Here is a 24,490-nt window from a genome sequence, read left to right as displayed (position 1 = left end):
GGAAAGGACAGGTCATGTCTCCGATTCCCCGCAGGTCCCTCCTCAAGGCGGCCGCCGTCGCCGGAGCCGCCGCGCAGTTCAGCTGGGCGCTGGGAGCCAAGGACGCCCAGGCCGCACCCAGAGCCGCGGCCGCCGACGCCGATCCCGTGACCCTCGACTGGCTGGAGGACGGCGGACTCGGCGCCGCACCTGGTTCGACGGTCGGCGTGCCGTGGCCGATGGGCACCTACCCGGAGGGCCAGACCTTCGCGCTGACGGACGCCGAGGGCACGGCCGTTCCGGTGCAGTCGTGGCCGATCGCCTATTGGCCCGACGGTTCGCTCAAGTGGACGGCCCACGCGGTGAGTTCGGGCTCCGGCAAGCTCACCCTCACCGCCGGAGACACGGCCGCCCCCGACAAGAAGATCACCGTCGACAAGAGCGGCGGCTCCATCGACGTTTCGACCGGAGTCATCACCGCGAAGATCGGCAAGAACGGCTCCACCCTCATCAAGTCGGTCACCAGGGGCGGCACGGAGATCGCCAAGAACGGCCGGCTCGTCCTCGTCCGCCAGCCCGAGATCGAGGACGAGGACCAGGGCGCGGTGAAGACCGAACGCTTCGACGGAGTGATCGGCGAGGTCACCGTCGAGCAGGACGGCCCGGTCCGCGCCGTGGTCCGCATCGACGGCAAACACCGCAAGGGCGCCCGGAGTTGGCTGCCGTTCTCGATCCGCCTCTACTTCTACGCGGGCGCCGACTCCTTCCGCATGGTGCACACGATCACCTTCGACGGCACCGTGGAACCCGGCAAGGCCAGCGGCGACTTCATCCGCGGCCTCGGCGTCCGCTTCACCGTGCCGATGCGCGACCAGGCCTACGACCGCCACATCCGCATCGGCGGAGAGGGAACGGGCTTGCTGCGCGAGGCAGTTCAGGGCATCACGGGCCTGCGCCGAGACCCGGGCGCGACCGTCCAGGCGGCCCAGTACGCCGGCCAGAAGCTGGCCGACCCGTCCACCTGGGACCAGCGCGTCACGACCCGCCTCCAGTACATCCCCAAGTGGGGCGACTACACCCTCTCCCAGCTTTCGGCCGACGGCTTCACCCTGCGCAAGCGCACCACGAAGGGCTACGGCTGGATCCCCGTCGGCGGTGGCGGACACGCCTCCGGATTCGGGTACGTCGGCGGGGCGAGCGGCGGATTCTCCTTCGGGCTGCGGGACTTCTGGGAGAAGTTCCCCGCGCAGCTCGACATCCGCGACGCCCACACCGACGAGGCCGAGGTCACCCTCTGGCTCTGGTCACCCGAGGCCCAGCCGATGGACCTGCGCTTCTACCACGATGGCATGGGCCAGGACACGTACGCCGAACAGCTCGAAGGCCTCAACATCACCTACGAGGACTACGAACCCGAGTTCGGTACCCCGTACGGCATCGCCCGCACCTCCGAACTCCTCTTCTGGGCCAACGAGTCGACGCCGACGCCGGAGACCCTCGCCCAACAGGTCGAAGCGGTAAAGGTGTTGCCCCAACTCGCCGCCCCGCCCGCGCAGTTGATCAAGTCCAAGGTCTTCGGCCCAGGCCTCTACTCCGAGCCCGACCGCTCCACCACCGCCAAGGCGAAGATCGAGGACCACCTCGACTTCCTCTTCACCTACTACAAGGACCAGGTGGCGCAACGCCGTTGGTACGGCTTCTGGGACTACGGCGACTTCATGCACTCGTACGACACCGTGCGCCACCAGTGGCGGTACGACATCGGCGGCTACGCCTGGGACAACTCCGAGCTGTCGCCGGACATCTGGCTCTGGTTCGCGTACATCCGCTCGGGCCGCTCGGACATCTTCCGCTTCGCCGAGGCGCTCACCCGGCACACCGGCGAGGTCGACGTCTACCACCTCGGTCAGTGGGCCGGCCTGGGCACCCGGCACGGCGTCCAGCACTACGCGGACAGCGCCAAGCAGCAGCGCATCGCCAACACCACCTACCGGCGCTACTACTACTTCCTCACCGCCGACGAACGCGTCGGTGACCTCATGGCCGCCAACGTCGACTCCGACGAGACGTTCCTCGTCCTCGACCCGATCCGCAAGATCCGCACCGAGCCGTACACACCCGACCGACACGCCCTGTCGATCGGATTCGGCACGGACTGGAGCGGGTTGGTGTCGGCGTGGCTGACCGAGTGGGAGCGCAGGGGCCCCAAGTGGGAGAAGGCCAAGGCGCGCGTCCTGTCCACGATGGAGACAATTGCCGCCCAGCCCAACGGATTTGTGCAGGGCAGCGGGCTGTACGACCTCGACACCGGCAAGTTCGCCGTCGCCTCCGCGCCCGTCGTCTCCGTCTCACACCTCTCGGCGGTCTTCGGCCTCAACGAGCTGTGCGCGGAGCTGATTTACCTGGTCGACATGCCCAAGTTCAAGGAGGTGTACATGGATTACTGCCGCTACTTCAACGCCTCCAAGACGGAACAGGCGGCACGATACGGCTCCAACTTCGGCACCCTGCTGCTCTTCCAGGGCCATTCACGCCTCGACGCCTACGCGGCCGTACAACTCGACGACGCGACGCTCGCCAAGCGGGCCTGGACGAAGTTCTACAGCTCCGACGGCTATATGGAGACCTCGCCGTGGAAGACGGAGGCGTTGACCGGCCCGGTCACCCTCGTCCCGGGCAGCGAGGCCGCCTGGGTGTCGTCGAACGACACCGCGCTGTACGGCCTCGCCGCCATCGAGAACCTGGCCCTGCTCGGCGACAAGATGCCCTAGTGCAGGGCTAGTTCATCTTCCCCAGGACGTCCCGCACCCGCCGGGCGTCCCGGATCCGCTGCTCGTACGTCGCGCCGAGTGCGAGCAGCAGGAGTCCGGCGAGGGCGGGCGGTGCCCATCGGGGCAGGGCGCCGACCACCTGGGCGATGTACGGGGCGAGTTCGTGCAGCGCGTCCAGGACGAGGGTGCCGCCGCCGAGGACGAGCGGCGCCTTGAGACGGTGCCCCCCGCCGATCAGCGTGACCGACAGCGCGGCCATGCCCAGCAGCAGAGGGCGCGCCCAGTGCGCGTCCGCCCAGGCCGCCACGAGGCTCGGGGCGAGCGTGGCGGCGAGCCCGGGGCCGTACGCCGTCCAGGACGAGGTGCTCGGGTCACGGCGCCTGCGCAGCGCGCCCACGAGCAGCGCCGGGGCGGTCACCGGCAGCGTGTACGCCTCGGGGCTGCCGATGTCCCACGCGGACAGCCGCACCCAGGTCGCGAGGATGAAGAGGGCGGCGGCCAGATAGCCGATGTTCCTGCGTTCGGGCCGTAGCGCCGTGCCCGCCGCGATCACTCCGCACAGGGACAACACCAGCGCGAGCATGGGCAGTTCGCCCGCCGCGAGGCCGATCGCGACCAGGCCGGCGACGGCACCCATGATCTCGACGGCCTTGGCCGTGGTCGGATCGCCGATGCTCGGGGCGAGCAGCGCGGTGGTCACCGGTACGGCGAGTACCAGCAGCGCGATGTACTGCGGCTGCCAGTCGAAGGAGGCGCCCACCGCACAGGCGAGGCCCGTGGCGTATCCGAGGGACGCGGCGGCGGAGACCGGCGCGAGGCGCCCGAGCCGGGCGGCACCCGCGAACACGACGGTCAGCGACGCGAGGACGGCGAGGGTGGCCGGTTCGGCTGCGAGGGAGAGGAAGGTGAGACTGAGGGACGTGACCAGCGCGAGCGTGGTGGCCATGCGGTGGGTGAGGGCGAGCAGGGCCATGACCGTGAGTCCCTGCACCAACAGGCCGACGGTGTACGGCAGTTGAAGCGCGGTTGGGAGGGCGAGTGCCGTTGCCCATGTCAGGGTCAGGGCGGTGGTGAGTGCGTGGGAGCGCCACTCGGTGGTGCGGATTACGAAGGCCAGCACTGCTGCAACTGCGGCCAGGACCAGGGGAGTTGCGGTCGCGTGCGGCGGCCAGAAGGTGTCCACCGTCGCCGCGTCACGGGCGTTGCCCGGTGCGCCGGACCAGACGTGCGACAACCACGCGGCCGGGCCGAACAGCGTGATGCCGACGACCGGCAGCGCCCACAGGACCGCGCCCGTCTGGACGATGCCGGAGGCCCAGCCGAGTCCCTCGCGCACCGGCTGGGGGAGCCGGCCCCGGACCAGCGCCAACAGGGCGATTCCGCACGCCAGATAGCCCGGTACCGTCCAGTCGGCGGACAGCGAAGCGCGTACCACACCACCCAGCCCGGCGACCACGAACAGACCGCCCGCCGCGGCCGTACTCGTCCTCAGCCCCCGGCCGGTCGCGAGCCACGCGGCGCCGAACGCGCCCGCCGCCGCGAGAGCGAAGAGCGCCGCCGCACGGGCGGCGGCGCCCGGACCGGCCGCATCCAGAGAGATGAGGCCGGCCGCCAGCACGCCCCAGCCGCCCATACCGAACGCGCCGCCGGCGGCGACGAGACGAACGGCCCTGGGGGTGGCGCGGAGCGCGACAACCATGTCGATCACGGCGGTCAGCAGTATCGCGGCCGTGTTCGCACGAGGGCCCCCGCCGGCCGCGATCGCCCAGAGAAACAGGGGGAGTTGGGCGATCGCGAGCGCGGCGGGGAGGGGGAGGAGAAGGGTCGGTGGGGTGTGCGCGGTGGTGGGTACCGCGCGGGTGACGGCCGGGTTCGGGAGCGCGGCGAGTCCGATGCCGTACGCCGTCCAGACCGCCGTCAGTACCGTCGCCGCTGCCGCCGCGAACGTCACGGCGTCGCCGTCCGAGAACGCGACTTCGTGCAGCGCGTAGGCGTCCAGCACCGTCAGGACGAGACCGAGGCCCGCGACCGACTCGGCCGTGGAACGCAGGCCCCGCCGCAGCAGCGCGACGGGTGCGCCGAGCGCCGCCAGGGTCACCGCGCCGAGCACCAGCGCCCGGCCCGCGATCCCCAGGTTCCCCCAACTCACCAGTGTGAACGCCATCGCCGCGAGGGTGAGCAGGATGCCGCCGAGCAGAAGCAGCACGTTCTGCACGCCGGGGGCGGTGGCCTCCGGACGGGGCGGTGTGGCGGGCGGCGGCACCACGGGCATGGGCTCGACCGGTTGAAGCACGGTCATCAGCCAGGCCCGCCGGTGCAGCAACTGTGCACGGCGGGCGTCCAGTTGGTGCAGCTCGGTGTCCAGGAGCCGCAACTCCACGACCGGGGGCGGAATGTGCGTCATGACTCGGAGTGTGGTGCCCGTCACGTCGTACGGCATGAGTACGCGTACTCAAAACGCGTGCGGATGACGGGAGATGGGCGTGCGAGCGGGCAGACTCCGGCCATGGACTGGACCCATTACCGCTTCCACGCCCAGTGGGCCCTGCCCGCGCCGCCCGCCGTCGTGTACCCGGTTCTGGAGCGGGCCGAGGAGTATCCGCGCTGGTGGCCGCAGGTACGCGAGGTCAACCAGATCGACGACACGACCGGCGTCATCCGCATACGGGCGAGCCTGCCGTACGCCCTGACCTTCACCGCGAGGGAGGTGCGGCGCGATCCGGACGCCGGTGTGCTGGAGATCGCGATGACCGGCGACCTGGAGGGCTGGGCGCGCTGGAGGCTCACGGCCGACGGCCCCGGCACACTCGCCCGCTACGACCAGGAGGTCGACCTGAACCGGCCGCTGCTCAGGTGGTTCGCCATACCCGGGCGGCCGGTGTTCCGCCTCAACCACGCGCTGATGATGCGGGCCGGACGGCGCGGGCTCCTCGCACAGCTGGACGCGGTCTGACGGAAGCGGTTTGAAGGAAAGCGGCGGGGGCCTGTATTGTTCGGTGCGTTCCCGGGCGATTAGCTCAGTGGGAGAGCGCTTCGTTCACACCGAAGAGGTCACTGGTTCGAACCCAGTATCGCCCACCGGGAAAGGCCGGTCCGCAGCAGCGGACCGGCTTTTTTGTGCGCCGACGCGGCGACCGCGTATGCAGCGCCCACGTATGTGACGTCCGCCTACGCGGCCTCCGCCGTCACGTCCGGGCGCAGGGGCCACGACGGGTCCACCGCCTCCGGCGTGCCGCTCCGCGCGAACCACGCCTGGAGGCCCCGCGCCTGGGCCGCGTGCCACGTCGACTGCAGGGTGTGCAGTTCGGCGGGGGACAGGCGTTCCAGGCGGGTCGCGAAGCGGCGGCCCAGGGCCCGCACCAACTCGAGCGAGGCCAGCGCGTCCGCGCCCGCGTCGTGGGCGCCCTCCAGCGTGACGCCGTAGTGCGTGCACAGGTCGGTGAGGGTGCGGCGGCCCTTGCGGTAGCGGTCCAGGTGTTTGTCGAGGACCCGGGGGTCCAGCACCTGGAGCGCCGTCGACTCGAACCAGTGGTCCAGCGAGGACGCGCGGTGGCGGCGCAGTTCGCGATCCAGGAGGGTCAGGTCGAAGGGGGCGTTCATCACCACCAACGGGCGCCCCATGGCGGCCTGTTCGGCCAGTTCGTCGGCTATCTCACGCATCACCGGCGCGGGCCAGCGGCCGTTGCGCTGCAGATGCTCATCGGTCAGTCCGTGGATCGCCGTCGCCCCGGCGGGCACCGGCACCCCCGGGTTCACCAGCCACCGGGTCACCCGGGGGCGGGTGCCGGGGGCGTCCTGGACGACGACAGCGGCCGACACTATGCGGTCGGTCTCTACATCCACGCCCGTGGTCTCCGTGTCGAACGCGGCCAGCGGGCCCTCGTACCAGCACGTCATACGTACACAACTCCTCGTTCACCCACGGCAGGTGACGCACCGTCTTCTGCCAGTTTGGTGATACCCGGGCTGTTTGCGCCGTACGCCGGAAGGACACAACAGGAGTACGGGTCTTTGCAGTTCAGCGACCCGGCACGGGGATACACCTGAATTCGGAAGGCACTTGGTCATGGCGATAGCGCAGCCCGAGCGGGGCGGGCTGCTGCCCGAACGGACGGCACCCCTTCGAGGATCGCTCGCCACCACCGCCTGCATGGAGACACTGCAGGTGGGCTATCTGCACGCCGTCGCCGCGGCGGCCGGCTGCTCGCTGTCGCAACCCTTTCCGGACAACGGCATCGACTGGCACGTCAGTCACGGCTCGCCCGGGCACACGGTGGACGACGAGGTCACCATAAAAGTGCAGCTCAAGTGCACCTACCAGATCCCGCCGAACCCGCCGGGACGTTCCTTCTCCTTCACGCTCGACAACGACCATCTGCGCAAGCTCGCCCGCACCCCGGTCTCGGTGCACAAGATCCTGGTCGTGATGCTCGTCCCGCGTTCCCAGGACGACTGGCTGCGCGCCAGCCACGACCGGCTCGACCTGCGGCACTGCTGCTACTGGGTCAACCTCGCCGGTCACGCGATCACCGGCCGGACCCGGACCACCGTGCGGATACCGACCTCGCGCATCTTCGACGACCGGGCGCTGTGCGAGATCATGACGCGGGTCGGGACGGGAGGCAGGCCATGAGGCACCGCTCGGTCGAGGAACACCTGCGGTCGGTACGACCGCATCCCGACGACCAGGCCGCCACCGCCTGGGACGGTTCCCCCGCGCCCGACCAGGTCGACCCCGCCGTCCTCGGCGCCCTGCTGCGCCGGCACGGCTGGCAGCGGCGCGGCGGAGCCGCCGGACGGTACGGCCGCTGGACCCCACCCGGGCCCGGCGGCTCGGGCACCAGCCTGCTGGTCCCCGAGAGCCGGGCCTTCCCCGACAGCGACGACCTCCTCGGCGAGGCGCTCATCGCACTCGCCCGCAGCAACACCCCCTCCGCCCGCGAGGTCCTCATCGGCCTCGCCGTACCCAGCGACGAGATCCGCTGGTGGCGGGACATCCCGACCGGCCCGGCCGGCGCCGCGCCCTGGACCGTGGAGGACCAACTGCGCGCCGCAGCCCGCCAGATGCTGCTCGCCGCCGCACTCGCCAACCGCGCGCGTGCGGGCTACTACGGCGCCCGGCACCGCCGCCCGGCCGCCGCGTCCCTGGAGAACGTGCTCGTCGGCTCCGCACCCGGCGGCCGCCGGCTCACCGCGTTCGTCCCCGTCGACACCGGCCGCGCTCTCGCCGTACGCCTCCACCAGGCCCTGTACGCCACCCGCGAGGCGATCGACTACGAGCGGGCCACCGGCGGCATGGACGCCTTCGACGGTGCCGTCGAGGCGGGCGTCAGCCGTGAGCTGACCGAGGCCGTCGTCGCTCTCGTGCGCGGCACCGAGGGCGCCCGGATCGCCGTCGAGTGGGCGCCCGCCGCAGGCGTCCCCGAGGGCTGCGCCGCCCCCGCCGAGGCCGTCGAGTTCTCACCCGGCGACCTGCCCGTGCTGCGCGCCGCCGGGGCCCGCTATCTGCGCGAGGAACCGGCCATGCCCGTGCGCATCACCGGCTCGGTGGTGCGGATGCGCAGGTCGGGGCCGCGCGGTGAGGGCACCGTACGGATGCAGGTGATCGCCGGCGCCGAGGTCGGGCACGTCCGCATGACCCTGGACGAGGAGTCGTACCGCATAGCCGGTCACGCCCACCTCGTCGGGCTCCCGGTGCGGGTGCACGGCCGGCTGGAGAGCCGGGGCGGCTTCCGCAGGCTCACCGGCGCCTCCGGGGTCGTACCCGTGCAGGTGGACGAGGCGGAGCGGGACCGGCTGCTGAAGTCCCTCCAGGAGAACCTCGACTTCTTCGAGGAGGCGTGCAGCGGGGAGGACTGAGCGAGGGGGAGTGCGGCAACCGTTTCGCGGTGGGGCCCGTAGGGTCGGTACGATCCCCTATTGCGCGCGCTCACGGTATGGCGCCGCATCCACCCTGCAGTCAGGAGAGACCGGTGTCAGACGTCCGTGTGATCATCCAACGCGATTCCGAGCGGGAAGAGCGCACGGTGACGACGGGCACGACGGCCGCGGAGCTCTTCGCCGGCGAGCGCTCGATCATCGCCGCGCGCGTGGCCGGAGAGCTCAAGGACCTGGCGTACGTCGTCACCGAGGGGGACGAGGTCGAGGGCGTCGAGATCTCCTCCACCGACGGCCTCAACATCCTGCGCCACTCCACCGCGCACGTCATGGCGCAGGCCGTGCAGGAGCTCTTCCCCGAGGCCAAGCTGGGCATCGGCCCGCCGGTCAAGGACGGCTTCTACTACGACTTCGACGTCGAGCGGCCGTTCACGCCCGAGGATCTCAAGGCCGTCGAGAAGAAGATGCAGGAGATCCAGAAGCGCGGGCAGCGGTTCTCGCGGCGCGTGGTGACCGACGAGGACGCGCGCGAAGAGCTCGCGAACGAGCCGTACAAGCTCGAACTGATCGGCATCAAGGGCTCCGCCTCGACCGACGACGGCGCGGACGTCGAGGTCGGCGGCGGCGAGCTGACGATCTACGACAACCTCGACGCCAAGACCGGCGACCTGTGCTGGAAGGACCTCTGCCGAGGCCCCCACCTGCCCACCACCCGCAACATCCCGGCGTTCAAGCTCATGCGCAACGCCGCCGCGTACTGGCGCGGCAGCGAGAAGAACCCGATGCTCCAGCGCATCTACGGCACCGCCTGGCCCTCCAAGGAGGAGCTGAAGGCGCACCTCGACTTCCTGGTCGAGGCCGAGAAGCGCGACCACCGCAAGCTGGGCAGCGAGCTCGACCTGTTCTCGATCCCCGAGCAGATCGGCTCCGGCCTCGCCGTCTTCCACCCCAAGGGCGGCGTCGTCCGCCGGGTCATGGAGGACTACTCGCGCCGCCGCCACGAGGAGGAGGGCTACGAGTTCGTCTACACCCCGCACGCGACGAAGGGGAAGCTCTTCGAGACGTCCGGGCACCTGGACTGGTACGCCGACGGCATGTACCCGCCCATGCAGCTCGACGAGGGCGTGGACTACTACCTCAAGCCCATGAACTGCCCGATGCACAACCTGATCTTCGACGCGCGCGGCCGTTCGTACCGTGAACTGCCGCTGCGGCTCTTCGAGTTCGGGACCGTGTACCGGTACGAGAAGTCCGGCGTCGTGCACGGACTGACCCGGGCGCGCGGCTTCACGCAGGACGACGCGCACATCTACTGCACGCGCGAGCAGATGGCCGACGAGCTCGACAAGACGCTCACCTTCGTCCTCAACCTGCTCCGCGACTACGGCCTTACCGACTTCTACCTGGAGCTGTCCACCAAGGACCCGGAGAAGTTCGTCGGCACGGACGAGGTCTGGGAAGAGGCCACCGAGACGCTGCGCCAGGTCGCCGAGAAGCAGGGGCTGCCGCTCGTTCCCGACCCGGGTGGCGCCGCCTTCTACGGTCCGAAGATCTCCGTCCAGACGAAGGACGCGATCGGCCGGACCTGGCAGATGTCCACCGTCCAGCTGGACTTCAACCTGCCGGAGCGCTTCGACCTGGAGTACACCGGCCCCGACGGCTCCAAGCAGCGGCCGGTCATGATCCACCGTGCGTTGTTCGGTTCCATCGAGCGGTTCTTCGCGGTGCTGCTCGAGCACTACGCGGGTGCCTTCCCGGCGTGGCTGGCGCCGGTGCAGGCGGTCGGGATTCCGATCGGGGACGCGCACGTCGAGTACCTGGAGAAGTTCGCCGTAGCGGCCAAGAAGAAGGGGCTGCGCGTCGAGGTCGACTCCTCCTCGGACCGGATGCAGAAGAAGATCCGCAACGCGCAGAAGCAGAAGGTGCCGTTCATGGTCATCGTCGGCGACGAGGACATGAACGCCGGCACGGTGTCCTTCCGCTACCGCGACGGCTCCCAGGAGAACGGCATCGCGTTCGACGACGCCATCGCGAAGATCGAGCAGGTCGTGGTGGACAGGGCGCAGGTCTGAGTCTGTTGCTTCGGCTTCGGGAGGCCCTCGGGGAGTTCAGACCCCCGGGGGCCTCTCGTCGTCCTCCCGCGCGAAGACCTGGAGCAGCCAGGAGGCGAAGGTTCCGGTGACCGCGCCGAGGAGGGCCAGGCCGATGGCCATCATGCCGACCGCGATCAGCCGGCCGAGCGGGGTGATGGGCGCCACGTCGCCGTAGCCGACGGTCGCGAAGGTCGCGCAGGTCCACCACACGGCGTCGCCGAACGTCCTGATCGTCGCGCCCGGGGCCGTGTGTTCCTCCTGGTAGACGGAGAGGGCGCCCGCGAAGCCGAGCAGGACGGTGGACAGTCCGGCGTAGACGATCACGCGCGCGTGCAGCGCGAGCCGCGGCTGGCCGTGCCGCCGCTGCACGGCCTCGTAGACCTTGACCACCCGCAGCGGTCGCAGGAGCGGCAGAAGCAGCACGAGGGTGTCCAGCCAGTGCGTCCGTACGAAGCGCAGCCGCTGGCCGCTCAGCCGCCAGCGCACCGCGTAGTCGACGGCGAACAGCGCCCAGGCGGCGAACAGTACGGCGAGGCAGACGTCCTGCCAGTCGCCCGACAGGCCGTGCGCCAGGATGCGGACCGCGTACGCGGCGAGGTAGACCATCGACGCCACGGCGAGCGGCACCTCGGTGCGCCGCTCCCACCGCTCCTTGCGACTGTCGTCGTCCATCGGTCCAGCTTGGCTGCGGGCGCCTTTCCCGCAACCCCGGCGACACGCCGCGAACGGGCGAAGCCATATGCTTCCTTGCATGACGAGTGAGCCGGAGCAGCAGATCGGAGTGGGGACGCCGGACGCGTTCCAGCGCCTCTGGACCCCCCACCGGATGGCCTACATCCAGGGTGAGAACAAGCCGACCGGCCCCGGGGCCGACGACGGTTGCCCCTTCTGCTCGATTCCGGCGAAATCGGACGAGGACGGGCTGATCGTCAGGCGCGGTGAGCTGGTGTACGGGGTGCTCAACCTGTACCCGTACAACGGTGGCCATCTGATGGTCGTGCCCTACCGCCACGTCGCCGACTACACCGACCTGACCGACGCGGAGACCGTGGAACTCGCGGCCCTCACCAAGCAGGCGATGACGGCCCTGCGCACCGCGTCCGGCGCCCACGGCTTCAACATCGGCATGAACCAGGGGAGCGTGGCGGGCGCGGGCATCGCCGCCCACCTGCACCAGCACATCGTCCCGCGCTGGGGCGGCGACACGAACTTCATGCCGGTGGTCGGCCACACCAAGGTGCTGCCCCAACTCCTCGCGGACACACGGAAGATGCTGGCGGAGGCGTGGCCCACGGCGTGAGCCACGCGGTCGGCTGACTACGCGTCGTACAGGTCGGCCTTCCTCGGTGACGCGTCCTGCACGTTCGTGCTGAGGAACGACGAGCGGTTGCCGAACTTCTCCGTGTCCACGCCGTTCTCGTCCAGGACGCGGATCGCCGCGGCGTGCACCACCCGCAGAACCGGTGTCGCGGCGCGCAGCGCGTCGTCCGCCATGAAGCGGTGGCGCCAGGGCTGGTCGGCCCAGGCGTGCCGCAGGCCGAACGGCTCGGGCAGGGATATGGAACCGCCGAGCCAGTTCAGCAGCGGCGGGTACCAGGTGATCGGGGCGCGCACCGCGAGGCGTACCACCTCGTCGGTGGGGACCAGCGGGAGGCTGACCTTGCGGGTCTCCCACGGCTTGAAGGTCTTCTGGACGTCCTTCGAGGGGGCCTCGGGCTTGCCGGTGAACAGTGAGTTCACGGGACCCAGGGCGTGCCCGGTGATCTCGATGCGCAGCGTCTTGTGCAGCACGGTGACGGTGATCATCATCGTGATGACCAACTGCCCTTCCCAGAGCGTCCATTGGACACCCAGGTAGTGGCGGTCACCGGCGCCGAACTGCTGCTTGTTGCAGATGTCCTGTATCGCGTGCGACTTGACCTGGTACGCGTCCACGTCCGTGCCCTCGGGCCGGGACACCGCCTTCGCGCCCTCACCGATCGGTGTGACGACCCAGTGGCGGATGGACGCCTTCGGGAAGCCGCCGGTGTTGATCGTGTTCCGCTCCAGCATGCGCAGGTCGTCATGGATGTTCCGGATGACGTCCCAGCTGCGGAAGGGGTGGATCTCCCGGTTGGCGTCCCGCGCGATCAGGTCCTCGGCGAGCTGCCAGCTGCCCCAGCGGGTGCCCATGCCGAGGATGCCCTTGGGGCCGGCGTAGAAGATCGAGTTCGACTGCTGCTCCGCGCTGAGCTTGGCCAGGGACTGGCGCAGCTGCTCGGCCTGGGTCTCGCCGGGGCTGGTCGGTACCGCCTCGGGGACCTTGGCGCCGACGCTGCTGCCGGAGAGCAGGCTGTCCCACCGCCCGCGCAGGTCCTTCGCGGTGTTCTCGCAGATCTGCTTGGCCCACAGCCAGCCGACCACGGGGAGGACGACGCACGCGCGTGCGTACCAGGCCCAGAAGCCGGTGAACGGCATCTTGATCAGGAAGATCACGGCGACCGCGCCCACCCCGACGAGCAGGGTCGTGGCGAGCGCGCCGGCCCGCTTGTTCTTCTGGGTGCGCTTGTCGATCAGGCTGCGCAGCTGGAAGATCAGCAGCCAGATCACCAGCCCGGGAAGGAAGAGCAGGCCGCACAGCACCATGACCATGGACAGCCTGTTGTCCCGGGCCCGGCGGATGTTGTTGGCCGCCAGCGCGTGCTCGACGACGGCCTGCGGTTCGGTGCCGAACGACTGGATGAGCGGCTGGCGGCCGGGGCCGAGCATGCGGGCCACCAGGGCTCCGGAGAAGGCCTCGCCGAGGTTGGGGCGGAAGATCGTCGCCCACTTGCGGCCCTCGTTGACGGCCGTCTGGTGCCATTCGTTGTCGGCCTTCTTGATCTCGGCGACCGGGTTGTCCCGGTAGGCCGCCGAGGCCAGCGCGAAGGTCGCCGTCTGCCCCTCGTCACCGGTGCGCGGCACCTGTGGTCCGAAGATGTCCGCGTAACCGCTGTCAACGGTCATTCCCGCCCCCGATCGCCGCTGCTCCCGCTTCTGCGGCTTTCCCGACTTCCGTGCTCCGCACACCTGTTGATCAGGTCATCAGCGTATCGGCCATCACTGACATTCGTCGGCGGACAGCCCAAGCTGCCCGCCGACCCGGAAGAGACCGTTCCATTTAGGCCACTTGTGGGTCGTCGCGCGCCACAAGTGAGCCGCCCGGTACCAACTGCTAGGCGTCGCCCGCCTCTTCGCGGATTCTCTCCGCGATCTGCGGAGGCATCGGCTCGTGCCGGGCGTACGTGCGGTTGAAGCGGGCCGTGCCGTGCGAGAGAGAACGGAGGTCGACGGCGTAGCGGCCGATCTCGATCTCCGGTACCTCGGCCCGGATCAGGGTGCGCCCGCCGGTCGTCTGCTCGGTGCCGAGCACGCGGCCACGGCGCCCGGACAGGTCGCTCATCACCGCGCCCACGTAGTCGTCGCCGACCAGCACGGTCACTTCGGCAACCGGTTCGAGGAGATGGATCTTCGCGTCGACCGCGGCCTCCCGCAGCGCCAGCGCGCCGGCCGTCTGGAACGCGGCGTCAGATGAGTCCACCGAGTGCGCCTTGCCGTCCAGGAGCGTGATCCGTACGTCGAGCAGTGGATGCCCGGCCGCAACTCCCCTTGCTGCCTGGGCCCTTACGCCCTTCTCCACCGAGGGGATGAACTGGCGCGGCACCGCACCGCCGATGACCTTGTCCACGAACTCGATGCCGGTGCCGCCCGGAAGCGGCTCGACCTCGATCTCGCAGATCGCGAACTGCCCGTGTCCGCCGGACTGTTTGACATGGCGGCCGCGCCCCTGCGCCTTGGCGGCGAACGTCTCCCGTAGGGAGACCTTGTGCGGTACGAGGTCGACCTGGACGCCGTAGCGACTGCGCAGCCGTTCCAACGCGACGTCCGCGTGGGCCTCGCCGAGGCACCACAGGACGACCTGGTGGGTGTCCTGGTTCTGTTCCAGGCGCATGGTGGGGTCCTCGGCGACGAGCCTGCTCAGGCCCTGCGAGAGCTTGTCCTCGTCCGTCTTGCTGTGCGCCTGGATGGCGAGCGGCAGCAGCGGGTCGGGCATCTCCCAGGGCTCCATGAGGAGTGGGTCGTCCTTGGCGGAGAGGGTGTCGCCGGTCTCCGCGCGGCCCAGTTTCGCCACGCACGCGAGGTCCCCCGCGATGCAGTGCGTGAGCGCCCGTTGCTGCTTGCCGAAGGGTGCGGAGAGGGCACCGACGCGTTCGTCGACATCATGGTCCTCGTGCCCGCGGTCGGCGAGCCCGTGCCCGGAGACATGGACGGTCGCGTCGGGCCGTAGCGTCCCGGAGAAGACGCGCACCAGGGAGACCCGGCCGACGTACGGGTCGGAGGCGGTCTTCACGACCTCGGCGACCAGCGGCCCGTTCGGGTCGCACGGCTTCAGCTCCCGCGCCCTGCCGTCGACCGTGGTGACCCCGGGCGCCTCGCGCTCCAGGGGGGTCGGGAAACCGCCCGTGATCAGCTCAAGCAGCTCGACCGTGCCGAGGCCCTGCTTGGAGCCCTCGGCGGCGGGGGCGGCGGCCAGCACGGGGAAGAACACCCCGCGCGCGACGGCCCGCTCCAAGTCCCCGATCAGCGTCTTGACGTCGATCTCCTCGCCGCCGAGATAGCGGTCCATGAGGGTCTCGTCCTCGCTCTCCGCGATGATCCCCTCGATGAGCCGGTTACGGGCCTCCTCGATCCGCGGCTGCTGGTCGGGCCCCGGCTCGGACTCCTTGCGCTCCCCGGACGCGTAGTCGAACAGCTTCTGCGACAGCAGCCCGACCAGACCCGTCACGGGCGCGTGCCCGTCCGACCCCTGCGCGCCGTGCAACGGCAGATACAGCGGGAGTACGGCGTCGGGGTCGTCCGCGCCGAAGGCCTCCGCGCAGGTGCGGGTCATCGTCTCGAAGTCCGCGCGCGCGGACTCCAGATGCGTGATCACGATGGCGCGCGGCATGCCGACCGCCGCGCACTCCTCCCACACCATGCGGGTCGAGCCGTCCACCCCGTCGGAGGCCGAGACGACGAAGAGGGCCGCGTCCGCAGCTCGCAGACCGGCCCTCAACTCGCCGACGAAATCGGCGTATCCGGGGGTGTCGAGAAGATTGACCTTGTACCCGTCCCAGTCGACGGGCACCAGGGAGAGCTGCACCGAGCGCTGCTGCCGGTGCTCGATCTCGTCGTAGTCGGAGACGGTGCCGCCGTCCTCCACACGGCCCGCCCTGTTCACCGCCCCCGCGGTCAGCGCGAGGGCCTCCACCAGAGTCGTCTTGCCCGATCCGGAGTGGCCGACCAGCACCACATTCCGTACGGACGCGGGGTGGTCGGCCGCTGTAGCCCTGCCGGCGGCTCCGGGGTGTGCGTTCGCCTTGTCGCCCATGGCCTTGCCTCCCGTGCACGGTGAGGTCACTGTGGGCGCGGACACACGCAGCCGCGTGCGGTGGCGGCTCCGATGACGCCCGCGGTGGTTCGAGCTTTCCACTCCCGTCACGGTGCGTCCATACAGCGGACGCGATCCGACCGTGACACCGATGGCATCGCGTCGTGCCGCAGCCATTCAAAACACGGGCACGCGGGTGCCCGGCCGTCGCTCACGCGTGCGCGTGGCTACGATGGGCCAGCCGGTGGCCAGCAGGGGCCGCGCGGCGACACCGACCCTCGGGAAGGCCATGCTGAACAAGTACGCGCGTGCATTCTTCACGCGTGTCCTCACGCCGTTCGCCGCGTTTCTGATCCGCCGGGGCGTCAGCCCCGACACGGTCACCCTCCTCGGCACCGCCGGAGTGGTCGCGGGCGCGCTGGTCTTCTACCCCATGGGCGAGTTCTTCTGGGGCACGGTCGTGATCACGCTGTTCGTGTTCTCCGACCTCGTCGACGGCAACATGGCCCGCCAGCTGGGCCGCTCCAGCCGCTGGGGCGCCTTCCTGGACTCCACGCTCGACCGGGTGGCCGACAGCGCGGTCTTCGGCGGCCTGGCCCTCTGGTACGCGGGCGGCGGCGACAACATCGCCCTGTGCGCCGTCTCGATCTTCTGCCTGGCCAGCGGCCAGGTGGTGTCGTACACGAAGGCACGCGGCGAGGCGATCGGCCTGCCGGTGGCCGTCAACGGTCTGGTCGAGCGGGCCGAACGACTGGTGATCTCACTCGTCGCGTGCGGTCTCTCCGGCCTCCACAAGTTCGGCGTCCCGGGCATCCAGTGGCTGCTGCCGATCGCGCTGTGGATCGTCGCCGTGGGCAGCATCGTCACGCTGATCCAGCGGGTCGTCACAGTCCGCAGGGAGGCCGCCGAGGCCGACGCCGCCGCAGCTCAGGAAACCGAGCAGCACAGCACCGGGGCGACTCCGTGAGCAGTGCCCAGGAGCGGCTGACGGACGCGCTGTACGGCCTCGGCTGGAGCACCGTCAAGAAGCTCCCCGAGCCGGTCGCGGTACGGCTCGGACGCGCCATCGCCGACCTCGCCTGGAAGCGGCGCGGCAAGGGCGTCCAGCGGCTGGAGAGCAACTACGCGCGCGTGGTGCCCGACGCGAGCCCCGAGCGCCTCGCCGAGCTCTCGCGCGCGGGCATGCGGTCGTATCTGCGCTACTGGATGGAGTCTTTCCGGCTCCCCGCCTGGAGCGCCGAGCGCGTCAAGACGGGCTTCGACCCCAAGGACGTGCACCACCTGACCGACGGCATCGCCTCCGGCCGGGGCGTCGTCCTCGCGCTGCCGCACCTCGCCAACTGGGACCTCGCCGGCGCCTGGGTCACCACCAAGCTGGAGACACCGTTCACCACGGTCGCCGAACGCCTCAAGCCCGAGACGCTCTACGACCGCTTCGTCGCCTACCGCGAGGGCCTCGGCATGGAGGTCCTGCCGCACAGCGGCGGCACCGCCTTCGGCACGCTCGCCCGGCGACTGCGGGACGGCGGCCTGGTCTGCCTGGTCGCCGAGCGCGACCTGTCCGCCTCCGGGGTCGAGGTCGAGTTCTTCGGCGAGGCCACCCGGATGCCCGCAGGACCGGCTCTCCTCGCCCAACAGACGGGCGCGCTGCTGCTCCCGGTGACGCTCTGGTACGACGACTCGCCGGTCATGCAGGGGCGGGTCCATCCGCCGGTCGAGGTACCCGAGTCAGGCGATCGGGCCGAGAAGACGTCTGTCATGACACAGGCGCTGGCCGACGCCTTCGCCACCGGCATCGCCGACCACCCGGAGGACTGGCACATGCTGCAGCGGTTGTGGCTCGCGGATCTCGATCCCACGAAGGGACCCTCGTGAGGATCGGCATCGTCTGCCCCTACTCCTGGGACGTGCCCGGCGGCGTCCAGTTCCACATCAGGGACCTCGCCGAGTACTTCATCCGGCTCGGCCACGAGGTGTCCGTGCTGGCTCCGGCCGACGACGACACCCCGCTGCCGCCGTACGTCGTCTCGGCCGGCCGCGCGGTCCCGGTGCCGTACAACGGCTCGGTGGCCCGGCTGAACTTCGGCTTCCTGTCGGCCGCCCGGGTCCGACGCTGGCTGCACGACGGCGAGTTCGACGTCATCCACATCCACGAACCGACCTCGCCGTCCCTCGGCCTGCTGGCCTGCTGGGCGGCCTCGGGCCCGATCGTGGCGACCTTCCACACCTCGAACCCGCGCTCCCGGGCGATGATCGCCGCGTACGCCATCCTCCAGGCCGCGCTGGAGAAGATCAGCGCGCGGATCGCCGTGAGCGAGTACGCCCGCCGTACGCTCGTCGAACACCTCGGCGGGGACGCGGTCGTCATCCCGAACGGCGTCGACGTCGACTACTTCGCCCGCGCCGAACCCAAGCCGGAATGGCAGGGCGAGACCATCGGCTTCATAGGGCGTATCGACGAGCCCCGCAAGGGCCTCCCGGTGCTGATGAAGGCCCTGCCGAAGATCCTCGCCGAGCGCCCGAACGCCCGGCTTCTGGTCGCCGGGCGCGGCGACGAGGAGGAGGCCGTTGAGACGCTGCCGAAGGAACTGCGCTCGCGCGTCGAGTTCCTCGGCATGATCAGCGACGAGGACAAGGCCCGCTTCCTGCGCAGCATCGACCTCTACATCGCCCCGAACACCGGCGGCGAGAGCTTCGGCATCATCCTCGTCGAGGCCATGTCCGCGGGCGCCCCGGTGCTCGCCTCCGACCTGCCCGCCTTCGCGCAGGTCCTCGACCAGGGCGCGGCCGGCGAGCTGTTCACCAACGAGGACGCGGACACCCTCGCCGAGGCCGCCGTACGGCTCCTGGGGGACCCCGTGCGGCTGAAGCAGCTGAGCCGGCAGGGGAGCGCACATGTCCGGCGCTTCGACTGGTCCACCGTCGGGGCCGACATCCTCTCCGTGTACGAGACGGTGACCGCCGGAGCGGCGGCCGTGGCCACCGACGAACGCACCGGACTGCGGGCGCGGTTCGGACTGGCCCGGGACTGAGGTGCCGGTCGGCCCGGGCGACGGCCACGAGGGGGCGGCGTGTTGTATGCCCTGCGCGCCCGCGCGCGGGGAGGTCGGTTCGGTTTTCCAACTGACCGTGCACAGTGGTCGATTCGCCGATGACACGTACGCGATCTCTCTCCCCGGCGGCGAGTTCCGCATGGGCGACGCCTTCGAGGAGGGCTACCCGCAGGACGCCGAAGGACCCGTCCGGACGGTCACCGTCGAGCCGTTCCGTATCGACGCGACCGCCGTCACCAACGCGCGCTTCGCCCACTTCGTGGAGGACACCGGATACGTCACCGAGGCGGAGCGGTACGGCAGTTCGTTCGTGTTCCACCTGCTGCTGCACCCCCGCGCGCGGGACGCCGTGTTCGGCCAGGTCGAGGCGGCACCCTGGTGGCTCGGCGTGGAGGGCGCCTACTGGGCAGCACCTGAGGGCCCCGGTTCCCACGTCACGGGCCGCGCAGACCACCCCGTAGTGCATGTCTCGCACCACGACGCCCTCGCCTACTGCGCCTGGGCGGACGCCCGGCTGCCCACCGAGGCCGAGTGGGAGTACGCGGCACGCGGCGGCCTTGAGGGTCGGCGGTACCCCTGGGGCGGCGACTTCGCTCCCGAGCAACTGAACACCTGGCAGGGCGACTTCCCCCGGGTCAGCACCCGCCCCGGCGGCGCCACGGGCACGGTCCCCGTGGACACGTACGAGCCCAACGGCTTCGGCCTGTTCAACACATCGGGCAACGTGTGGGAGTGGTGCGCCGACCTCTTCGCCTCGGACGGTGAGGAGCGCGTGATCCGCGGTGGCTCGTACCTCTGTCACGCCTCCTACTGCCATCGGTACCGGGTCGCCGCCCGCTCGAAGAACACCCCCGACTCGTCGACGGGGCACGGGGGTTTCCGGTGCGCGTGGGACCTGACGGGACCGTGACCGCGGGCGGGTAGCCTTGCCGCCCGTGACCCCCACCCTGATCTGGATCCTCGTCGCCCTCGTGGCGATCGGCCTGTACCTGAGCTGGACCGCGGGCCGGCTCGACCGGCTGCACGCCCGGATCGACGCGGCCCGCGCGGCACTCGACGCCCAACTGCTGCGCCGCGCCTCGGTGACCCAGGAGTTGGCCACCTCCGGAGTTCTCGACCCGGCCGCGTCGATCGTCCTCTACGAGGCCGCGCACGCCGCCCGGCAGGCCGAGGAGGAGCAACGGGAGGTCGCCGAGAGCGAGTTGAGCCAGGCCCTGCGCGCCGTCTTCGCGGAGGCCCCGCAGGTGGAGGGCGTCCGCGAGGCACCCGGGGGAGAGGAGGCGGCCCGCGAACTGGCGGAGGCCGTACGACGCGTCCCGATGGCCCGGCGCTTCCACAACGACGCGGTCGGCGCGGCCCGGCGCCTGCGCGAACACCGCAAGGTCCGCTGGTTCAAGCTCGCAGGACACGCACCCTTCCCGATGGCCTTCGAGATGGACGACGAGCCGCCGGCGGCACTGGTGGACCGGGCCGCGTAACGGTTGCCCCGGGGCACACCGGTTCGAAAATGATCCACCGCCTACCCATTGGCCCTTGCTGTGGCCTGCACCTCTCGCGTTTCCTCGGTACTGCAGCAACCCTCTTTCACCGAGTGAGGTCACCCCGTGTCCAGCATCCCCAGCTCCGCCCAGACTCCCGAGACCGGCACCGCGCGCGTGAAGCGCGGTATGGCCGAGCAGCTCAAGGGCGGTGTGATCATGGACGTGGTCAACGCCGAGCAGGCGAAGATCGCCGAGGACGCCGGTGCCGTCGCCGTCATGGCCCTGGAGCGGGTCCCCGCCGACATCCGCAAGGACGGCGGCGTGGCCCGGATGTCCGACCCGACGATGATCGAGGAGATCATCGAGGCGGTCTCCATCCCGGTCATGGCCAAGTCCCGCATCGGCCACTTCGTCGAGGCCCAGGTCCTGCAGTCCCTCGGCGTCGACTACATCGACGAGTCCGAGGTCCTCACCCCGGCCGACGAGGTCAACCACTCCGACAAGTGGGCCTTCACGACCCCCTTCGTCTGCGGTGCCACCAACCTGGGCGAGGCCCTGCGCCGCATCGCCGAGGGCGCCGCGATGATCCGCTCCAAGGGCGAGGCCGGCACCGGCAACGTCGTCGAGGCGGTCCGCCACCTGCGCCAGATCAAGAACGAGATCGCCAAGCTGCGCGGCTTCGACAACAACGAGCTGTACGCCGCCGCCAAGGAGCTGCGCGCCCCGTACGAGATCGTCCGCGAGGTCGCCGAGCTCGGCAAGCTCCCGGTCGTGCTGTTCTCCGCCGGTGGCGTCGCCACCCCCGCCGACGCCGCGCTGATGCGCCAGCTCGGCGCCGAGGGCGTCTTTGTCGGCTCCGGCATCTTCAAGTCCGGCGACCCGGCCAAGCGCGCCGCCGCCATCGTGAAGGCGACCACCTTCTACGACGACCCGAAGATCATCGCGGACGCGTCCCGCAACCTCGGCGAGGCCATGGTCGGCATCAACTGCGACACCCTCCCCGAGGCCGAGCGCTACGCCAACCGCGGCTGGTAACCACTCATGGCGGATGTCTCTTCAACCCCTGTCATCGGCGTCCTGGCCCTCCAGGGCGACGTACGGGAGCACCTCATCGCCCTGGCCGCGGCCGACGCCGTGGCCAGGCAGGTCAGGCGCCCTGAGGAACTCGCCGAGGTGGACGGCCTCGTCATCCCCGGCGGCGAGTCCACCACCATCTCCAAGCTGGCCGTCCTCTTCGGCCTCATGGACCCCCTTCGCGCACGCGTGCGTGCCGGTATGCCTGTCTACGGCACCTGCGCCGGCCTGATCATGCTCGCCGACAAGATCCTCGACCCGCGCTCGGGCCAGGAGACGATCGGCGGCATCGACATGATCGTGCGCCGCAACGCCTTCGGACGGCAGAACGAGTCCTTCGAAGCAGCTGTCGACGTCCGGGGCATTGAGGGCGATCCTGTGGAGGGCGTCTTCATCCGCGCCCCCTGGGTCGAGTCCGTAGGTGCCGAGACCGAGGTCCTCGCCGAACACGAGGGCCACATCGTCGCGGTCCGCCAGGGCAACGCGCTCGCCACGTCGTTCCACCCGGAACTGACCGGCGACCACCGCGTGCACTCCCTGTTCGTCGACATGGTGCGCGCGAACCTGGCTCCGGGGTCCTAGTAGGATCTCTGGGGTTCGTAAAGAGTTGGGTTACGCGAAGGAGACAGGCAGATGTCCGGCCACTCTAAATGGGCTACGACGAAGCACAAGAAGGCCGTGATCGACGCCAAGCGCGGCAAGCTCTTCGCGAAGATGATCAAGAACATCGAGGTCGCGGCCCGTACCGGTGGCGCCGACGTGTCCGGCGACCCGACGCTGTTCGACGCCATCCAGAAGGCCAAGAAGAGCTCGGTCCCGAACAAGAACATCGACTCCGCGGTCAAGCGCGGCGCCGGTCTCGAAGCCGGTGGCGCCGACTACGAGACGATCATGTACGAGGGTTACGGCCCGAACGGTGTCGCGGTGCTCATCGAGTGCCTCACCGACAACCGCAACCGCGCAGCCTCGGACGTGCGTGTCGCCATGACCCGCAACGGCGGCAACATGGCCGACCCCGGCTCCGTGTCGTACCTCTTCAACCGCAAGGGCGTCGTCATCGTCCCCAAGGGCGAGCTGGGCGAGGACGACGTCCTCGGTGCCGTGCTCGACGCGGGTGCCGAAGAGGTCAACGACCTGGGCGACACCTACGAGGTCATCTCCGAGGCCACCGACCTGGTCGCGGTCCGCACCGCCCTCCAGGACGCCGGCATCGACTACGACTCCGCCGACGCCAACTTCGTCCCGACCATGCAGGTCGAGCTCGACGAGGACGGCGCCCGGAAGATCTTCAAGCTGATCGACGCCCTCGAGGACAGCGACGACGTGCAGAACGTCTTCGCCAACTTCGACGTCAGCGACGAGGTCATGGAGAAGGTCGACGCGTAGCGCTGCCGCGAGCTGGGCGGGATTTCGGCGGGCCGACGGGACACGTCCCATCGGCCCGCCGCCGTTGTCGGTGGCACCGGATAGCCTGGCGGAAGTCAAAGATCACCGATCGCGGGCCGCAACCATCAATTGAGGAACCCCGACGGTGCTCAGCCAGGTCCGCGAGAGCGGCGGCGGTTTAGCCGCAAAGATGGGGAGGGCTCGTGCGCGTACTCGGGGTGGACCCCGGACTGACCCGCTGCGGTGTCGGTGTCGTCGAAGGCGTCGCGGGCCGGCCGCTCACCATGGTCGGCGTCGGTGTCGTACGGACCCCGGCGGACGCCGAGTTGGGGCTGCGCCTCGTCGCCATCGAGCAGGGCATCGAAGCGTGGCTGGACGAGCACCGGCCCGAATTCGTCGCCGTGGAGCGGGTGTTCAGCCAGCACAACGTGCGGACGGTGATGGGCACCGCCCAGGCCAGTGCCGTAGCGATGTTGTGCGCTGCTCGCCGTGGCATCCCCGTCGCCCTGCACACCCCGAGCGAGGTCAAGGCCGCCGTCACCGGCAGTGGACGCGCCGACAAGGCCCAGGTCGGCGCCATGGTGACCCGGCTGCTGCGGCTCGACGCGCCCCCCAAGCCCGCCGACGCGGCCGACGCCCTCGCCCTCGCCATCTGCCACATCTGGCGCGCTCCCGCGCAGAATCGCCTCCAACAGGCGGTCGCCCAGAACCGACTTCAGCAGGCCGTCGCCCTGCACGCAGCCAAAGCATCGAACGCTTCGAAAGGCCGCCCCGCATGATCGCCTTCGTCAGCGGCACGGTCGCCGCACTCGCTCCCGACGCCGCGGTGGTCGAGGTCGGCGGTGTCGGCATGGCCATCCAGTGCACGCCGAACACGCTGTCCACGCTCCGCCTCGGCAAGCCGGCCAAGCTCGCCACCTCCCTCGTCGTACGCGAGGACTCCCTGACCCTGTACGGCTTCGTGGACGACGACGAACGTCAGATCTTCGAGCTGCTCCAGACCGCGACCGGCGTCGGCCCCCGGCTCGCGCAGGCGATGCTGGCCGTGCACACCCCGGACGCGCTGCGCCGGGCGGTGGCCTCCGATGACGAGAAAGCGCTGATGGCCGTGCCGGGCATCGGCAAGAAGGGCGCGCAGAAGCTGCTGCTGGAGTTCAAGGATCGGCTCGGCGCCCCGGTGGGGTCCGCCCCGGCGATCGGCGCCCCGGTCACCAGCGGCTGGCGCGATCAGCTGCACGCCGCGCTCATCGGCCTCGGGTACGCCACCCGCGAGGCCGACGAAGCCGTGGCCGCCGTAGCACCGCAGGCTGAGGCCGCCGAAGGGGCGCCGCAGGTGGGGCAGTTGCTGAAGGCCGCCCTGCAGACCCTGAACCGCGCCCGCTAGGAG

21 protein-coding genes and 1 tRNA gene are annotated in these 24,490 nt (G+C 70.3%); 17 read left to right on the top strand and 5 right to left on the bottom strand.

Annotated elements, in window-relative coordinates; translation table 11 throughout:
- Positions 1-14 precede the first annotated feature (14 nt).
- The gene (locus OO70_RS41840) at positions 15-2,750 is read left to right on the top strand and encodes an exo-rhamnogalacturonan lyase family protein (RefSeq protein WP_043684039.1); all 2,736 of its coding nucleotides are present in this window, start codon (positions 15-17) and stop codon (positions 2,748-2,750) included.
- 7 nt (positions 2,751-2,757) lie between these two features.
- On the opposite strand, the gene OO70_RS41835 is transcribed toward OO70_RS41840, so the two are convergent.
- Positions 2,758-5,190, bottom strand: a complete 2,433-nt coding sequence (locus OO70_RS41835; RefSeq protein WP_043684037.1) for an SCO7613 C-terminal domain-containing membrane protein — start codon at positions 5,188-5,190, stop codon at positions 2,758-2,760.
- 66 nt (positions 5,191-5,256) lie between these two features.
- Here OO70_RS41835 and OO70_RS41830 point away from each other — a divergent pair, with 66 nt between their 5' ends.
- Together OO70_RS41830 and OO70_RS41825 are read left to right on the top strand one after the other, a co-directional pair.
- Positions 5,257-5,703, top strand: coding sequence for an SRPBCC family protein (locus tag OO70_RS41830; protein WP_043684035.1), 447 nt, complete (start codon positions 5,257-5,259; stop codon positions 5,701-5,703).
- 53 nt (positions 5,704-5,756) lie between these two features.
- A tRNA-Val gene (locus OO70_RS41825) sits at positions 5,757-5,828 on the top strand.
- A gap of 90 nt (positions 5,829-5,918) precedes the next feature.
- Here OO70_RS41825 and OO70_RS41820 read toward each other — a convergent pair.
- The gene (locus OO70_RS41820; protein ID WP_043684033.1) at positions 5,919-6,647 is read right to left on the bottom strand and encodes a 3'-5' exonuclease; all 729 of its coding nucleotides are present in this window, start codon (positions 6,645-6,647) and stop codon (positions 5,919-5,921) included.
- Between the two features lie 169 nt (positions 6,648-6,816).
- Between OO70_RS41820 and OO70_RS41815 the strand changes: the two genes are divergently transcribed.
- The 3 genes from OO70_RS41815 to thrS all read left to right on the top strand — a co-directional run bounded on the left by OO70_RS41815 (position 6,817) and on the right by thrS (position 10,699).
- Positions 6,817-7,383, top strand: a complete 567-nt coding sequence (locus tag OO70_RS41815) for a DUF4365 domain-containing protein (RefSeq protein ID WP_043684031.1) — start codon at positions 6,817-6,819, stop codon at positions 7,381-7,383.
- Positions 7,380-8,609, top strand: a complete 1,230-nt coding sequence (locus OO70_RS41810; RefSeq protein ID WP_043684029.1) for a hypothetical protein — start codon at positions 7,380-7,382, stop codon at positions 8,607-8,609. Before OO70_RS41815 ends, OO70_RS41810 begins: the two co-directional genes overlap by 4 nt.
- Before the next feature lie 113 nt (positions 8,610-8,722).
- Positions 8,723-10,699, top strand: coding sequence for a threonine--tRNA ligase (thrS, locus tag OO70_RS41805; protein WP_043684028.1), 1,977 nt, complete (start codon positions 8,723-8,725; stop codon positions 10,697-10,699).
- Positions 10,700-10,735: 36 nt separating this feature from the next.
- Here thrS and OO70_RS41800 read toward each other — a convergent pair whose 3' ends face one another.
- On the bottom strand, positions 10,736-11,392 hold the full coding sequence (locus OO70_RS41800; RefSeq protein WP_043684027.1) for a potassium channel family protein: 657 nt from the start codon (positions 11,390-11,392) through the stop codon (positions 10,736-10,738).
- 67 nt (positions 11,393-11,459) lie between these two features.
- On the opposite strand from OO70_RS41800, the gene OO70_RS41795 reads away from it, so the two are divergent.
- A complete protein-coding gene (locus OO70_RS41795; protein WP_043684026.1) occupies positions 11,460-12,020 on the top strand; it encodes an HIT family protein in 561 nt (186 codons plus the stop codon).
- Between the two features lie 17 nt (positions 12,021-12,037).
- Here OO70_RS41795 and OO70_RS41790 read toward each other — a convergent pair whose 3' ends face one another.
- Positions 12,038-13,705 (bottom strand): hypothetical protein, encoded by a 1,668-nt coding sequence (locus OO70_RS41790; protein WP_043684025.1) that lies wholly within the window; start codon positions 13,703-13,705, stop codon positions 12,038-12,040.
- Between the two features lie 208 nt (positions 13,706-13,913).
- Positions 13,914-16,109 carry an elongation factor G-like protein EF-G2 gene (locus OO70_RS41785; protein ID WP_043684023.1) on the bottom strand — a complete coding sequence of 732 codons (2,196 nt, stop codon included), beginning with the start codon at positions 16,107-16,109 and terminating at the stop codon, positions 13,914-13,916.
- Positions 16,110-16,341: 232 nt separating this feature from the next.
- Between OO70_RS41785 and pgsA the strand changes: the two genes are divergently transcribed.
- From pgsA to ruvA, 10 genes are all read left to right on the top strand, one after another.
- Positions 16,342-17,076: a phosphatidylinositol phosphate synthase gene (gene pgsA, locus OO70_RS41780; protein ID WP_078651762.1), complete on the top strand. Its 735-nt coding sequence runs from the start codon at positions 16,342-16,344 to the stop codon at positions 17,074-17,076.
- Entirely contained in the window at positions 17,073-17,984 is a 912-nt protein-coding gene (locus OO70_RS41775; protein ID WP_043684019.1) for a phosphatidylinositol mannoside acyltransferase, read from the top strand. The genes pgsA and OO70_RS41775 overlap by 4 nt, the downstream gene beginning before the upstream one ends.
- Positions 17,981-19,141 (top strand): glycosyltransferase family 4 protein, encoded by a 1,161-nt coding sequence (locus OO70_RS41770; RefSeq protein WP_043684017.1) that lies wholly within the window; start codon positions 17,981-17,983, stop codon positions 19,139-19,141. The genes OO70_RS41775 and OO70_RS41770 overlap by 4 nt, the downstream gene beginning before the upstream one ends.
- Positions 19,142-19,187: 46 nt before the next feature.
- Positions 19,188-20,072 (top strand): formylglycine-generating enzyme family protein, encoded by an 885-nt coding sequence (locus OO70_RS41765; protein WP_051742100.1) that lies wholly within the window; start codon positions 19,188-19,190, stop codon positions 20,070-20,072.
- Positions 20,073-20,097: 25 nt separating this feature from the next.
- Positions 20,098-20,640 (top strand): LemA family protein, encoded by a 543-nt coding sequence (locus OO70_RS41760; RefSeq protein WP_043684015.1) that lies wholly within the window; start codon positions 20,098-20,100, stop codon positions 20,638-20,640.
- A gap of 126 nt (positions 20,641-20,766) precedes the next feature.
- Positions 20,767-21,678 (top strand): pyridoxal 5'-phosphate synthase lyase subunit PdxS, encoded by a 912-nt coding sequence (pdxS, locus tag OO70_RS41755; RefSeq protein ID WP_043684013.1) that lies wholly within the window; start codon positions 20,767-20,769, stop codon positions 21,676-21,678.
- A 6-nt stretch (positions 21,679-21,684) separates the two neighbouring features.
- A complete protein-coding gene (gene pdxT / locus OO70_RS41750; protein ID WP_043684011.1) occupies positions 21,685-22,299 on the top strand; it encodes a pyridoxal 5'-phosphate synthase glutaminase subunit PdxT in 615 nt (204 codons plus the stop codon).
- 51 nt (positions 22,300-22,350) lie between these two features.
- Positions 22,351-23,103, top strand: coding sequence for a YebC/PmpR family DNA-binding transcriptional regulator (locus tag OO70_RS41745; protein ID WP_043684009.1), 753 nt, complete (start codon positions 22,351-22,353; stop codon positions 23,101-23,103).
- Between the two features lie 203 nt (positions 23,104-23,306).
- On the top strand, positions 23,307-23,882 hold the full coding sequence (gene ruvC, locus OO70_RS41740) for a crossover junction endodeoxyribonuclease RuvC (RefSeq protein WP_043684008.1): 576 nt from the start codon (positions 23,307-23,309) through the stop codon (positions 23,880-23,882).
- Positions 23,879-24,487 (top strand): Holliday junction branch migration protein RuvA, encoded by a 609-nt coding sequence (ruvA, locus tag OO70_RS41735; protein ID WP_043684006.1) that lies wholly within the window; start codon positions 23,879-23,881, stop codon positions 24,485-24,487. Before ruvC ends, ruvA begins: the two co-directional genes overlap by 4 nt.
- Positions 24,488-24,490 lie beyond the last annotated feature (3 nt).

The sequence above is a fragment of the Streptomyces xylophagus genome (assembly GCF_000716435.1).
Classification (GTDB): Bacteria; Actinomycetota; Actinomycetes; order Streptomycetales; family Streptomycetaceae; genus Streptomyces; species Streptomyces xylophagus.
The sequence above is the reverse complement of the archived record's forward strand: the minus strand, read 5'-3'. Positions and strand labels throughout refer to the sequence as shown.